The 13358-nt window shown below is 71.6% G+C and carries 12 protein-coding genes and 2 rRNA genes; 13 read left to right on the top strand and 1 reads right to left on the bottom strand.

Annotated elements, in window-relative coordinates; all coding sequences use genetic code 11:
* The 13 genes from ACZ38L_RS14130 to ACZ38L_RS14070 all read left to right on the top strand — a co-directional run.
* A 23S ribosomal RNA gene (locus ACZ38L_RS14130) occupies nucleotides 1-93 on the top strand; the annotation flags it as partial.
* Nucleotides 94-164: 71 nt separating this feature from the next.
* Nucleotides 165-281 (top strand): 5S ribosomal RNA (rrf, locus tag ACZ38L_RS14125).
* A gap of 158 nt (nucleotides 282-439) precedes the next feature.
* Nucleotides 440-1051 (top strand): CDP-alcohol phosphatidyltransferase family protein, encoded by a 612-nt coding sequence (locus ACZ38L_RS14120; RefSeq protein ID WP_465692554.1) that lies wholly within the window; start codon nucleotides 440-442, stop codon nucleotides 1049-1051.
* Between the two features lie 134 nt (nucleotides 1052-1185).
* On the top strand, nucleotides 1186-3681 hold the full coding sequence (locus ACZ38L_RS14115; RefSeq protein ID WP_396568359.1) for a sugar phosphate nucleotidyltransferase: 2496 nt from the start codon (nucleotides 1186-1188) through the stop codon (nucleotides 3679-3681).
* 106 nt (nucleotides 3682-3787) lie between these two features.
* Nucleotides 3788-4732: a DUF881 domain-containing protein gene (locus ACZ38L_RS14110; RefSeq protein WP_465692552.1), complete on the top strand. Its 945-nt coding sequence runs from the start codon at nucleotides 3788-3790 to the stop codon at nucleotides 4730-4732.
* A complete protein-coding gene (locus ACZ38L_RS14105) occupies nucleotides 4729-5061 on the top strand; it encodes a small basic family protein (RefSeq protein WP_396568361.1) in 333 nt (110 codons plus the stop codon). Before ACZ38L_RS14110 ends, ACZ38L_RS14105 begins: the two co-directional genes overlap by 4 nt.
* Nucleotides 5062-5076: 15 nt before the next feature.
* Entirely contained in the window at nucleotides 5077-5892 is an 816-nt protein-coding gene (locus ACZ38L_RS14100) for a DUF881 domain-containing protein (protein ID WP_465692550.1), read from the top strand.
* A 202-nt stretch (nucleotides 5893-6094) separates the two neighbouring features.
* On the top strand, nucleotides 6095-6943 hold the full coding sequence (locus tag ACZ38L_RS14095; protein WP_396568363.1) for an FHA domain-containing protein: 849 nt from the start codon (nucleotides 6095-6097) through the stop codon (nucleotides 6941-6943).
* 208 nt (nucleotides 6944-7151) lie between these two features.
* Nucleotides 7152-7847: a transcriptional regulator FtsR gene (ftsR, locus tag ACZ38L_RS14090; RefSeq protein WP_396568364.1), complete on the top strand. Its 696-nt coding sequence runs from the start codon at nucleotides 7152-7154 to the stop codon at nucleotides 7845-7847.
* A 68-nt stretch (nucleotides 7848-7915) separates the two neighbouring features.
* On the top strand, nucleotides 7916-8389 hold the full coding sequence (locus ACZ38L_RS14085) for a bifunctional nuclease family protein (RefSeq protein WP_396568365.1): 474 nt from the start codon (nucleotides 7916-7918) through the stop codon (nucleotides 8387-8389).
* A 253-nt stretch (nucleotides 8390-8642) separates the two neighbouring features.
* Nucleotides 8643-9326, top strand: coding sequence for a MerR family transcriptional regulator (locus tag ACZ38L_RS14080; RefSeq protein ID WP_396568366.1), 684 nt, complete (start codon nucleotides 8643-8645; stop codon nucleotides 9324-9326).
* A 60-nt stretch (nucleotides 9327-9386) separates the two neighbouring features.
* A complete protein-coding gene (locus ACZ38L_RS14075) occupies nucleotides 9387-10067 on the top strand; it encodes a SanA/YdcF family protein (RefSeq protein ID WP_465692547.1) in 681 nt (226 codons plus the stop codon).
* Nucleotides 10068-10113: 46 nt separating this feature from the next.
* Nucleotides 10114-11499, top strand: coding sequence for a DNA polymerase IV (locus ACZ38L_RS14070; protein WP_465692545.1), 1386 nt, complete (start codon nucleotides 10114-10116; stop codon nucleotides 11497-11499).
* A gap of 150 nt (nucleotides 11500-11649) precedes the next feature.
* Here the strand turns inward: ACZ38L_RS14070 and ACZ38L_RS14065 are convergent, their stop codons facing one another.
* Nucleotides 11650-13131: an MFS transporter gene (locus ACZ38L_RS14065; RefSeq protein ID WP_465692543.1), complete on the bottom strand. Its 1482-nt coding sequence runs from the start codon at nucleotides 13129-13131 to the stop codon at nucleotides 11650-11652.
* Nucleotides 13132-13358 lie beyond the last annotated feature (227 nt).

Here is a 13358-nt window from a genome sequence, read left to right as displayed (position 1 = left end):
GGCTCCCAGTAGACGACTGGGTTGATAGGCCGGATGTGGAAGCCCTGTGAGGGGTGGAGCTGACCGGTACTAATAGGCCGAGGGCTTGTCCTCAGTTGCTCGCGTCCACTGTGTTGTTCTGAAACAACGACCGCCTTGCCGGCGGGTCGACAGTTTCATAGTGTTTCGGTGGTCATAGCGTGAGGGAAACGCCCGGTTACATTCCGAACCCGGAAGCTAAGCCTTACAGCGCCGATGGTACTGCAGGGGGGACCCTGTGGGAGAGTAGGACGCCGCCGAACGATTTTTCAGAGAAGCCCCTTCCGGGAGACCGGGAGGGGCTTCTCGCGTTCCGGGAGCCGATTCCGGGAGCCTGCCGGGCGCAAGCCGTTCGCCCCGGCTCGTGGTGGCCCGGTAGAGTCGGCCAGGCACAGTCAACGAAGCTACAGGAGGCTCCCGGGTGGAGGTCCAGGAGACGCGCGTCCAGACCGACCGTGTCCTCACCATCCCCAACCTGCTCAGCATGGGCCGCCTGGTCGGCGTTCCGTTGTTCCTCTGGTTGATCCTCTGGCCCGAGTTCAACGGTCCGAAGAACGACGGTTGGGCTCTGCTGATCCTGATGCTCAGTGGGGTCAGTGACTACCTGGACGGCAAGCTGGCCCGGAAGTGGGGGCAGATCAGCCGGGTCGGCCAGCTCCTCGACCCGTTGGCGGACCGGCTCTATGTGCTCTCCACGCTCGTCGGACTGACCTGGCGCGAGATCCTGCCCTGGTGGGTAACCGCGCTGCTGCTGGCCCGGGAGGCCTTCATCGCCTCGTTGCTGCCCATTCTGGGCCGGCACGGCTACGGCCCGCTCCAGGTGAGTTTTCTCGGCAAGGCGGCCACCTTCAATCTGATGTACGCCTTTCCGCTTCTGCTGCTCGGTCAGGGCGACGGGTGGGTCCACCACACCGCCGCGGCGGTTAGCTGGGCATTCATCTGGTGGGGGACCGTGCTCTACTGGTGGGCCGCCATCCTCTATGCGGTGCAGGCACGCCGGATCGTCCGGAGTGACACGGTGGCCGACGGCTGACGGTTGACGGGCCGTAATCGCCACGGAGTAAACCTGTCCGTCCGCGCGTCGGATGATTTCAGCCGGGTAGATGAGTCCTGGAACGGTTTGATGGACGAGGAGTCCACTGCCGCGCGAAGGAGGACGCACCCGCAATGAAAGCCGTTGTGATGGCAGGAGGCGAGGGAACTCGTCTCCGCCCGATGACTTCGAGCATGCCGAAGCCGCTGCTACCGGTCGCCAACCGACCGATCATGGAGCACGTGCTGCGGCTGCTCAAGCGGCACGGCCTCACCGACACCGTCGTCACGGTCCAGTTCCTGGCCTCGCTGGTCAAGAACTACTTCGGCGATGGCGAGGATCTGGGGATGAACCTCACCTACGCCAACGAGGAGGTGCCGCTAGGCACTGCCGGCAGCGTCAAGAACGCTGAGGACGCACTCCGTGACGACTCCTTTCTGGTGATCTCCGGTGACGCGCTCACCGATTTCGATCTCTCCGAGTTGATCGCTTTTCACCGGAGCAAGGGGGCGTTGGTCACCGTCTGTCTCACCAGGGTTCCCGATCCGTTGGAATTCGGTATCACGATCGTTGACGACGAGGGCCGGGTGGAGCGGTTCCTGGAGAAGCCGACCTGGGGCCAGGTCTTCTCGGACACCGTCAACACCGGCATCTACGTGATGGAACCCGAGGTCTTCGACTACGTTGCCGCCGGGCAGTCGGTGGACTGGTCGAGCGACGTGTTCCCGCAGTTGCTGAAGGAGGGCAAGCCGGTCTACGGCTACGTGGCCGAGGGCTACTGGGAGGACGTCGGCACCCACGAGAGCTACGGCAAGGCGCAGGCGGACGTCCTGGAGGGCAAGGTCGACGTCGAGCTGGACGGCTTCGAGATCTCGCCCGGGGTGTGGGTCGCCGAGGGAGCCGAGGTCGATCCGGAGGCGATCCTGCGCGGCCCGCTCTACATCGGCGACTACGCCAAGGTCGAGGCCGGGGTCGAGCTGCGTGAGCACACCGTGCTGGGCAGCAACGTGGTCGTCAAGCGCGGTGCGTTCCTGCACAAGGCGGTGGTGCACGACAACGTCTACGTCGGCCCGCAGACCAATCTGCGCGGCTGCGTGGTCGGCAAGAACACCGACGTGATGCGGGCGGCCCGGATCGAGGACGGCGCGGTGATCGGGGACGAGTGCCTGATCGGCGAGGAGTCGATCATCGCGGGCGGGGTCCGGGTCTATCCCTTCAAGACCATCGAGGCCGGCGCCTTCGTCAACACCTCGGTGATCTGGGAGTCGCGCGGTCAGGAGCACCTGTTCGGCGCGCGCGGCGTCTCCGGCATCCTCAACGTCGAGATCACCCCCGAGCTGGCGGTCCGGCTGGCCGGGGCGTACGCGACGACCCTGAAGAAGGGCGCCACCGTCACCATCGCGCGTGACCACTCGCGTGGTGCCCGTGCGCTCAAACGGGCGATGATCTCGGCCCTGCAGACCAGTGCCATCGACGTCCGCGACCTGGAGAACGTGCCGCTGCCGGTGGCGCGTCAGCACACCGCGCGCGGCAGTGCCGGCGGGATCTTCCTGCGGACCACGCCCGGGGTGCCGGACTCACTGGACGTGCTGTTCTTCGACGAGCGCGGTGCGGACCTCTCGCAGGCCGGGCAGCGCAAGCTCGACCGGGTGTACGCCCGTCAGGAGTACCGCCGGGCGTTCCCCGGCGAGATCGGCGACCTGACCTTCCCGTCCAGCGTCTTCGACTCCTACGCGGGCAACCTGCTCCGGGCGGTGGACACCACCGGGGTGCGGGAGGCCGGGCTCAAGGTCGTGGTGGACACCGCGCACGGCAGCGCCGGCCTGGTGCTGCCCAGCATCCTGGGCCGGCTCGGAGTGGAGGCGCTGACCGTCAGTGGCGGTCTGGACGAGGCCAGGCCCACCGAGGACGCGGAGGAGCGGCGGGCCGGGCTGGCCCGGCTGGGTGCCCTGGTGGCCTCCTCGCGGGCCGCCTTCGGGGTGCGCTTCGACCCGGTGGGGGAGCGGGTCTCCTTCGTGGACGAGCTGGGGCGGGTGATCGACGACGACCGGGCGCTGCTGGTGCTGCTCGACCTGGTGGCCGCCGAGCGCCGCAGCGGGCAGGTCGCGCTGCCGGTGACCACGACCCGGATCGCCGAGCAGGTCGCCGCCTACCACGGCACCCAGGTCTGCTGGACCACCACCTCGCCGGACGACCTGGCCAAGGCGGCGGCCGCGGACGGGACGATCTTCGGCGGCGACGGGCGTGGCGGCTTCGTGGTGCCGGAGTTCGGCGGCGTGCTGGACGGCGCGGCGGCCTTCGTCCGGCTGGTCGGCCTGGTGGCGCGGACCCAGCTGACGCTGAGCCAGATCGACGCGCGCATCCCGCAGGCCCACATGCAGCGGCGGGACATCGCCACGCCGTGGGCTGCCAAGGGCATGGTGATGCGCTCGGTGGTCGAGGCGGCCGGTGACCGGCGGCTGGACACCACGGACGGCGTCCGGGTGGTCGAGGCGGACGGGCGCTGGACGCTGGTGCTGCCGGACCCGGCCGAGGCGGTCACCCACCTGTGGGCCGAGGGGCCGGACGACGAGGCGACCCGCAGCCTGCTGGACGAGTGGGCCGCCGTGGTGGACAGCGCGGGACGCTAGCGAAGTCCGGGGGCTCCCCGGACGGCTGACGGGCCGTCCGGGGGAGCCCGTTGGTCCGTTCGTGGGTCATGCCCGGGCGTCCCGGGGACGTGGCACGATGTCCCGCATGCCAGCGACACGCGCACCGGGCGCCCGGGACGGTCGGTTCGTCCGTCCGGACGCCTCGATGTCGCTGCTGACCAACGTGATCGACCACAGCCTGGACGAGGGCTACGCGGCGGCGGCCCGGGCCCGCGGTGAGGTGGGCCGGCGCCGGATGCCCACCGCGACCCGCGGTCGGCTGGTGCTGGCGCTGGGGCTGGCCCCGGTGGCGGTGGTGGTGACGGTCAGCGCGGTCAACGCGCACGACTCCGAGCCCACCCTCGCGAGGGAACACAAGGCGCTGGCGCAGCGGGTCACCGACGGTACCGCGGCCGCCGACAAGCTCCAGCAACAGATCGAGGCGCTGCGCACCCGGGTGGATCAGGCCCAGCGGCGGGCGTTGAGGTCCGCCGGCGGTGCCGGCGGTGCCAGCGGGCTGGCCGCGCTGGAGGGCACGGTGGGCACCGGCGCGGTGACCGGCCCCGGCTTCAGGCTGGTCCTCCAGGACGGCCGGGAGGACGGGAGCGGCGGGGTCGATCCGCGCACCTCGGACGGGTTCGACAGCACCCGGATCCACGACCGCGACCTCCAGCTCGTGGTCAACGGGATCTGGCAGGCCGGCGCGGAGGCGGTCTCGATCAACGGGCAGCGGCTCACCGCGCTCTCCGCGATCCGCGCGGCCGGGGACGCCGTGCTGGCGGACAACCGGCCGCTGGTGCCGCCGTACACCGTGCTGGCGATCGGCGACGCCAGGCGGCTGGCCGGGGACTTCCAGGCCGGGCCGGGAGGCCAGTACCTGAAGGTCCTGCAGCGGCGTTACGGCATCAGGTACACCGTGTCGGCCGAGCGTTCGCTGGACCTGCCGGCCGCGGTGGGCTTCACCGTCCGGCTGGCACAGCCCGTGGTCGACTCGCCGTCCTCCTCGCCTTCGCCGGCCCCGGCTACTACGACAGGAGCGTCAACACCGTGATTGCCGTGCTGGGACTGATCTCCGGGGTGGTGGCCGGGCTCTTCGTGCAGCCCGAGGTGCCGACCGCCGTCGTCCCGTACCTGCCGATCGCGGTGGTGGCCGCGCTGGACGCGGTGTTCGGTGGCGTGCGGGCGATGCTGGACGGGATCTTCGACGACAAGGTCTTCGTGGTCTCCTTCCTGACCAACGTGGTGGTGGCGGCACTGATCGTCTTCCTGGGGGACCAGCTGGGGGTCGGGTCGCAGCTGTCCACCGGCGTGGTCGTGGTGCTGGGGATCCGGATCTTCACCAACGCGGCGGCCATCCGGCGCCACGTGTTCCGGGCCTGAGCCGGGACGGCGCCGATGACGACGGACGGGACGGACCAGCCGGCGGCGGTGGCCGCCGAGACGGTGGCCGTGGCGGCCCGGCCGGAGCCGGCCGGGCCCGAGCGGTCCTCGGACGGCCGGCGGCGGCTGCGGGCGGCGCTCTGGCCGCCTCGGCTGTCCCGCAGCCAGCTGGTGGTCGCGCTGCTGCTCTTCGCACTGGGGCTGGGCCTGGCGGTCCAGGTCCGTTCCACCAACGACCACAACGCGCTGCGCGGAGCCCGACAGGACGATCTGCTCCGGATCCTCGACGAGCTGGACACCCGGCAGCAGCGGTTGCAGCAGGAGAAGACCCAACTCAACCAGTCCCTGGCCCAGTTGGAGAACAGCTCGAACCGGGCCAAGGAGGCCGAGAAGCAGACCCGGCGGTCGGCGGAGCAGCTCGGCGTGCTGGCCGGGACGGTCCGGGCGACCGGCCCGGGGATCATCCTGACCGTCGATGACCCCCAGGGGCAGGTCAAGGCAGATATGCTGCTGGACACCCTGCAGGAACTCCGAGCAGCGGGGGCGGAGGCGATTCAGATCAATGATGTCCGTGTGGTGGCCGACACCTACTTCACCGACCTACCGTCGGGCGGCGAGCAGATCGGCGGCAGGACCGTCACGCAGCCGTACCGCTTCACGGTGATCGGCGACCCGCGGGATCTGACTCCCGCTCTGAACATCCCCGGCGGTATTGTGCGCACGCTGGAGAAGGAACAGGTCGGGACCGCCATCTCGGAGCAGCAGAAGGTGACCGTGGGTGCCCTGGCAGCGCCCCCACCACCGCAGTTCCTCAAACCGGTGACAAAGTGACGGGCCGCCCGTCACGCCTGACGGGTCATCGGCTCCACCCGCTCTCACCTGCGAGAGCACCCCGGTGGAGACCGCTTGAACCACGTCGGTCACACTGTGCAGTACCACTCCCGCAGCCCCGGCCGGATGCCGGGCCCGCAGCCTGTCCGAGGTTCTCACCCTGCCCCGCGGGCGGGTCTGTTTCACGCAAGGGGATTCGCCCGTGAGTCTGTTCTCGAAGCTGTTCGGTCGCAAGAAGGGCCGCGCCGCGGCCGTGGAGGCGCCCACCGCACGCCACCGCCGGGAGGAGGATGACTACAACGCCGTGCCCGGGATGCGCGGTGTCCAGCAGGACGGCTACCAGCCGGCCAGCGGCGGTCAGCTCTTCCGTGAGGGGGACTACGGCGCGTCGGTTGACCCTTCGGGCGCCCCGCGCATAGGTTTCCCGTCAGGACCCTCAACCTCGGGTGGAGGGTTTGCCCCGGATCCCTACGCCGGGCACGTCCCAGGGGGAGTGCCGCGCCAGGAGGCTGCGAACATGACCGGCCCGCTCGTCTGTTCCCGGTGCGGCAACCAGAACCCGGCCACCGCCCGGTTCTGCAACAACTGCGGTTCGCCGTTGCGCGGCGGCTCGCCGGAGATGCCGGCCGAGACCACCTCGACCATCTCGATCTCCGGTCTGGAGTCGTACGACCCGAGTGCCACCAGCACCGGCGCCACCCCGACGCTCTCCCCCGAGGTGCTGGCGGCGATCGACGCGCTGCCGCCGGGCTCGGCCCTGCTGATCGTCCAGCGCGGTCCGAACTCGGGCAGCCGGTTCCTGCTCGACGCGGACGTCACCACCGCGGGTCGCCACCCGCAGGGCGACATCTTCCTCGACGACGTCACGGTCTCGCGCCGGCACGTGGAGTTCCGCCGCCGCCCGGGTGGCTTCTCGGTCGCGGACGTGGGCAGCCTCAACGGGACGTACGTCAACCGGGAGCGGATCGACGAGGTCGCGCTGAACAACGGCGACGAGGTGCAGATCGGCAAGTACCGGCTGGTGTTCTTCGCGGGACCGCAGCGGTACTGACGCGGTCGCACGGCCCGCGCGCGGGCCCGGCCGGGGCGCACTGACAGGCGGGGGTTCCCACCACGACGTCGGCAGGAGAGCGCTAGTGACCTCGAATCAGACCGTGCCGGTGCCCAGTCGGCCCGTCTCCGCCCAGACCCCCGGCCCCCGGCCGGGGGGTTCGCCGGGACAACCCCGGCCGGGCGGCGGCCGGCGCGGGGCGGAACTGATGAGCATCGGGGCGGTGCTCGCCTTCCTGCGGGACGACTTCCCCGAGGTCACCATCTCGAAGATCCGCTTCCTGGAGGCGGAGGGCCTGGTCGAGCCGCAGCGGACGCCCTCGGGCTACCGCAAGTTCGGCCCGGCCGACGTCGAGCGGCTGGCGTACGTGCTGCGCATGCAGCGCGACCACTACCTGCCACTGCGGGTGATCCGCGAACACCTGGACGCCATCGAGCGCGGGGAGGCGCCGCCGGCCCTGCCGGCGGCGGACGCCCGCCCCGGACCGCTGGAGGAGGCCGACCGCGAGCTGGTCGCCACCGCTGGGGGCACGTCGGGGGTCAGGCTCGGCCGGGCCGAATTGCTGGCGGCCTCCGGGGCCCAGGAGGCCGACCTGGCGGAATGGGAGTCCTACGGCCTGGTGGTGCCCGGCCCGGACGGCGGCTACGACGCCGACACCCTGCAGGCGGCCCGGCTGGTCGCCGAGCTCGGCCGGTTCGGTCTGGAGCCGCGCCATCTGCGCCAGGTGAAGGCCGCCGCCGAGCGGGAGGTGGCCCTGGTGGACCAGGTGGTCGCGCCGCTGCGCCGGCACCGCAACCCGCAGACCAGGGCACACGCCGAGACGACAGCCCGGGAGCTGGCCACGCTGGCGGTCCGGCTGCACGCCACGATGGTGCAGGCCGGACTGCGCGCGCGGCAGCAGTAGGCCGGTCCGCGGAGGGGTGCGAGGAGGCCGCGCTTTCATATCCGGGGGAGGGGCCATAGGGTTGCCTTGTGAATGAGCTCGACGTCGTGGGTGTCCGGGTGGAGATGCCCTCCAACCAGCCGATCGTCCTGCTGCGCGAAGTAGGGGGCGACCGGTACCTGCCGATCTGGATCGGCCCTGGTGAGGCGACCGCGATCGCCTTCGCCCAGCAGGGCATGACCCCGGTGCGTCCGCTGACGCACGACCTCTTCAAGGACGTGCTGGAGGCGCTCGGCCAGCCGCTCACCGAGGTCCGGATCACCGACCTGCGGGAGGGCGTGTTCTACGCCGAGCTGGTCTTCGCCGGTGGGGTGGAGGTCAGCGCCCGTCCGTCCGACGCGATAGCGCTGGCGCTGCGCACCGGCACGCCGATCTACGGCGCGGAGGAGGTGCTGGCCGAGGCCGGCATCGCGATTCCGGACGAGCAGGAGGACGAGGTCGAGAAGTTCCGCGAGTTCCTCGACCAGGTCTCGCCGGAGGACTTCGGCGGCGGCGCCCAGTAGTCCGTGCCCAGTAGTCAGTCCGTGCCCAGTAGTCCGATCAGCGGTAGTGGGGGCCGCCTCGATCGGTTGTTTTGCCAAAATGTTGCGTCGTACCCACACTAGGGGCACGCGAAACCACTCGGTGAGGTGACGTCGTTTCGCGGGCTCGGCGTGGCGATCGTTGACGCGTCTTGGACGACTGCCTACCGTCAGGGGTGGCCCACCGGGAATGACGCGTGCCCCGCGCCCGGAGCATGAAGTGGAGGAGGTAGGCATGAGCAGCACCGGCGATGAGGCGGCCGTGGGAGGCCCGTGCGCCCTCCACCTGCCGCGCGGCACCCGGGGCCTGATCGGCCGCCCCTGGGACCAGCCGACCGCCGAGACGGTCGCCGAGCTGCCGCGGGTCGGCCGGTTTCCGGCCGTCCAGGCCGGTCAGCCGGCCGTCGAGCGGATCGCTCCCTCGTCCGACCTGCTGGGCTACCGCGGTCCGACGGCCTGTGCCGCCGCCGGCATCACCTACCGTCAGCTCGACTACTGGGCCAGGACCGGGCTGCTGGAACCGAGCGTGCGGACGGCCTTCCCAGCCGGGCCGCAGCGCCTCTACAGCTTCCGCGACATCCTGATCCTCAAGATCGTCAAGCGCCTGCTGGACGCCGGGGTCTCGCTGCAGAACATCCGGGCGGCGGTCACCCATCTGCAGTCCGGTGAGCTGTCCGAGCTGGCCGGGCTGACCCTGATGAGCGACGGCGCGACGGTCTACGAGTGCACCTCGCCGCAGCAGGTGGTCGACCTGTTGAAGGGCGGTCAGGGCATCTTCGGCATCGCGGTCGGCGCGGTCTGGCACGAACTGGAGAGCACGCTCGGCCGGCTGCACGCCGAGCGCACCGACACCGGGGAGACCCTGCTCGGTCAGGACCCGGGCGACGAGCTGGCCCAGCGCCGCAACCGCGCGGGCTGAGGAACCGGCTTCCCCACTGCCGTCGTCAGCGCTCGTGAGTGATCACGAGGGGGATCGAGGATGCGGGTGCGACGGTTGCTGAGCGGGCGCCGTGGACAGCGGCGGGCGTTCCAGGCGCTGGTGGCGTTCTGCGCGCTCGCGCTGGCTCCCAGCGCCTGGCTCTTCTGCGCGGACGGCGGGCGGATCCGGACCGTCGCCGACGTGCCGGCCGAGCCGGTGGCGGTGGTGTTCGGCGCGGGGGTGGTGAACGGGGTGCCGTCCGACTACCTGGCGCACCGGCTGGACGCCGCCGTGCAGCTCTACCGGGCGCGCAAGGTCGAGGCGGTGCTGGTGACCGGGGACAACAGCAAGCCCAGCTACAACGAGCCGCAGGCGATGTACGACTACCTGGTCGCGCGCGGAGTGCCGTCGGACCGGGTGGTGCGCGACTACGCCGGCTTCGACACCTGGGACTCCTGCACCCGGGCCCGGCGGGTCTTCGGCGTCCAGCACGCGGTGCTGGTCAGCCAGGACTTCCACGTCCGGCGGGCGCTCGCGCTCTGCCAGGCGGCGGGCATCGACTCCTACGCGGTCGGCGCGGCCGAGACGCACGACGCCACCTGGTACTACGGCGGCCTGCGGGAGATCCCGGGCGCCGGGAAGGCGGTGTTCAGCGCGCTGCTGCGGCCGGATCCGACCCTGCTGGGCCCGACCGACCCGGGGGTGACGCGCGCCCTGGCGGCGGCCGGCGGCAAGCCCTGAGGCCGCCGGGGCCCGTTTGTCGGACCTGTGCGCGATGATCGGCCACGTGCGCAGCCGTCCGACCGTCTTCCATCTCGACATGGACGCCTTCTTCGCCTCGGTGGAGCAGGCGGCCAAGCCGAGCCTGCGCGGCAAGCCGGTGATCGTCGGCGGGCTGGGCGCCCGGGGGGTGGTAGCCACCTGCTCGTACGAGGCCCGGGTCTTCGGGGTGCGGTCGGCGCTGGCGATGAGCATGGCCCGCCGGCTCTGCCCGAACGCGGCCTTCCTGGTGCCCCGGTTCGCGGTCTACCGCGAGCTCAGCGAGCAGGTGATGGGCCTGGTCCGGGAGCTCTCGCCGCTGGTCGAGCAGCTGAGCGTGGACGAGGCCTACGTGGACCTGGTGGCCGGGCCGTACGGGCCGGCGCTGGCGGCCGTGGCGCCGGGGGAGGCGACGGAGCTGGTCCGGGCCATCGCACAGGACCTGCGGGCGGACATCCGGGCGCGGACCGGCCTGACCGCCTCGGTCGGGGCCGCCGGTTCCAAGCTGATGGCGAAGATCGCCTCGGAGCAGGCCAAGCCGGACGGTCTGGTCCTGGTCAACCCGGCGGAGGAGCGGGCGGTACTCGGGCCGCTGCCGGTGCGGGCGCTGCCCGGGGTCGGGCCGGCCACCGAGCAGGTGCTGCACCGGGCGGGGCTGAACACGGTCGCCGACCTCGCGGAGCTCTCCGAGGACGAGCTGGTCCGGCTGCTCGGCCGGGCGCACGGCGCGGGCGTCTGGGCGATGGCGCGCGGGCTGGACGACCGTCCGGTGGTGCCGGACCGGGACGCCAAGTCGGTCTCGGTCGAGGACACCTACGAGGTGGACCTGGCCGACCGCGATCAGGTGCTGCACGAGCTGGACGTGCTGAGCGCGCGATGCGTGCGGCGGCTGCGGGCGGCCGGGCGGTCCGGGCGGACGGTGGTGATCAAGGTGCGGCGGTTCGACTTCAGCACGATCACCCGGTCGGAGACGCTGCGCGGGCCGACCGACGACGAGCGGGTGATCGCCGCGACGGCCCGCCGGCTGGCCGCCCAGGTCGAGATCGCGGGCGGGGTGCGGCTGCTCGGGGTCGGCGTGTCGCAGCTGGCCGAGTACACCCAGGAGGACCTCTTCGCGCAGGCCGCGGCGGAGGCCGCCGAGGATGAGGAGGAGCCGGAGCCGGTGGAGGCGGTGACGGCGGGCCCGGCCGCGCCGCCCGCTCCCGCGCCGGCACAGCGGTTCTGGCTGCCCGGTCAGGACGTCACGCACGAGGAGTTCGGCCCGGGCTGGGTGCAGGGGAGCGGGGTGGGCCGGGTCACCGTGCGTTTCGAGACGCCGGGCAGCCCGCCGGGGCGGGTGCGGACCTTCCGGGTGGACGATCCACTGCTGGGTCCGTCCGACCCGCTGCCGCTGGTCCCACCGGAGAGCGACTGAAACGCACCGCGGCCCCCACCCGGATGGTCCGGGTGGGGGCCGCGCTGCGACGGGATGGCCGGCGGTGGCCTGGTCGCGGTGCCCTCGCGGGGCCGCCGCCGGCTGGTGTCCCGGGCCGCCGATCCCTGGGCGGCGCGGGGCGGCGCCTCGTCAGGCGCCGGTCCTGGCGGGCTCGCGGTCCGCGGCGAGCTCCGGGGCCGGCTGCCCGGCCGTGCGGACCTGGCGGATCGCGAACGGGACGAGGGCGGCGATCAGGCACATCGCCGCGGTGACCCAGTAGGCGTGCTTGTAGGCGTCCAGGGTCGGCAGCTGGATCGGGAGCGGGATCGGGAGCTTCATGGTGTCGCCGGTCAGGATGGCGCTCATGGTCGCGGTGCCGATGGCGCCACCGACGGTCCGCAGCACGGCGTTCATGCCGTTGGCGATGCCGCTCTGCTCCGGCGGGACGGCGCCGTTGATGAAGGCGGGCATGGCCGCGTAGGCCAGGCCCACGCCGAGACCGAACACCAGGGCGGCCAGGTAGATGTCGTACTGGTGGTTGTGCTGGAGGGCCAGGAAGGCCATCGAGACCGCACCGAACACACCACCGAGCACCAGCGGCAGCCGCGGGCCGCTGCGGGCGATCAGCAGCGCGCCGACCGGGGCCGCCACCATCGAGCCCAGGGCCGAGGGCAGCAGCAGGATGCCGGCGTGCAGCACCGAGGCGGTGAAGCCGTAGTGCGCCAGCTTGGCCGGGGTCTGCGTGAAGTTGCTGATCACCAGGAAGGAGCCGTACATCCCGAAGCCGATGAGCAGGCCGGAGATGTTGGTGAAGGCGACGGCCGGGCGGGCCATCATCTTCATGTCGACCAGCGGGTGCGCGACCTTGACCTCGATGATGCCCCAGATCAGGGCGACCACGGCGGCGACGGCGAACAGGCCGAGGGTCTTGGTGGAGGTCCAGCCCCAGTCGTTGCCCTGGCTGACCGCGACCAGCAGCGCGGAGAGCCAGCCGGCCAGGGTGAGCGCGCCCAGCGGGTCGACGCCGCCGTTCTTGTCCACCACCGGGTCCTTCGGCACCCGGAAGATGACCAGGAGGAACGCGATCAGGCCGAAGATCAGGCCCATCCAGAAGATCGACTTGTAGTTCCAGTGCTCGAGCAACAGGCCGGTGGCGACCAGGCCGAGGCCGCTGCCGACGCCCATCGAGGCGCTGATCGCGGCGACGCCGCCGGTGACCTTCTGGCGCGGCAGCTCGTCCCGGACGATGCTGATGGCCAGCGGCAGCACGCCACCGCCGGCGCCCTGCAGCACGCGGGCGACGACCAGCCAGCTGAACGAGTGGGTGCTGACCGCGATGCCCGAGCCGAGCACCAGGCCGGCGAGCGAGATCAGCAGCATCGGCTTGCGGCCGCGCAGGTCGCCGAAGCGGCCCAGCAGCGGGGTGAGGACGGCCGCGGAGAGCAGGTTGGCGGTCATCAGCCAGGTGATGCTGGAGCCGGAGACGTTCAGCTCCTTGGCCAGCGACGGCAGGATCGGGACCACCGCGGTCTGCACCACGCTGAACGCCAGCATCGCCAGGACCAGTGCGGGGAGCACCCGGGCGCTGTGCTGCTTCTCGGCCGCGGCGGTGGGCTGTGGTGCCTCACTCACGGAACTTCCTCCAGTTGCGCGTGCTTCGAGTCAGCCGCCAGCGGGCTGCTTGAAGCTGGTAAAAGTCAACGAACTGAAGTAACTCTCCCGCAAATGCTTCACTATGTCAAATATCTAGTGATGAACCTTCAGCGACCGCCCCGGGGGGGGGGGGGGGGGGGGAGGGGGGGGGGGGGGGGGGGGGGGGGGGGGGGGTGGGGGGGGGGGGGGGGGGGGGGGGGGGGGAG

The organism is Kitasatospora sp. NPDC024654, from assembly GCF_055559155.1.
The sequence above is the reverse complement of the archived record's forward strand: the minus strand, read 5'-3'. Positions and strand labels throughout refer to the sequence as shown.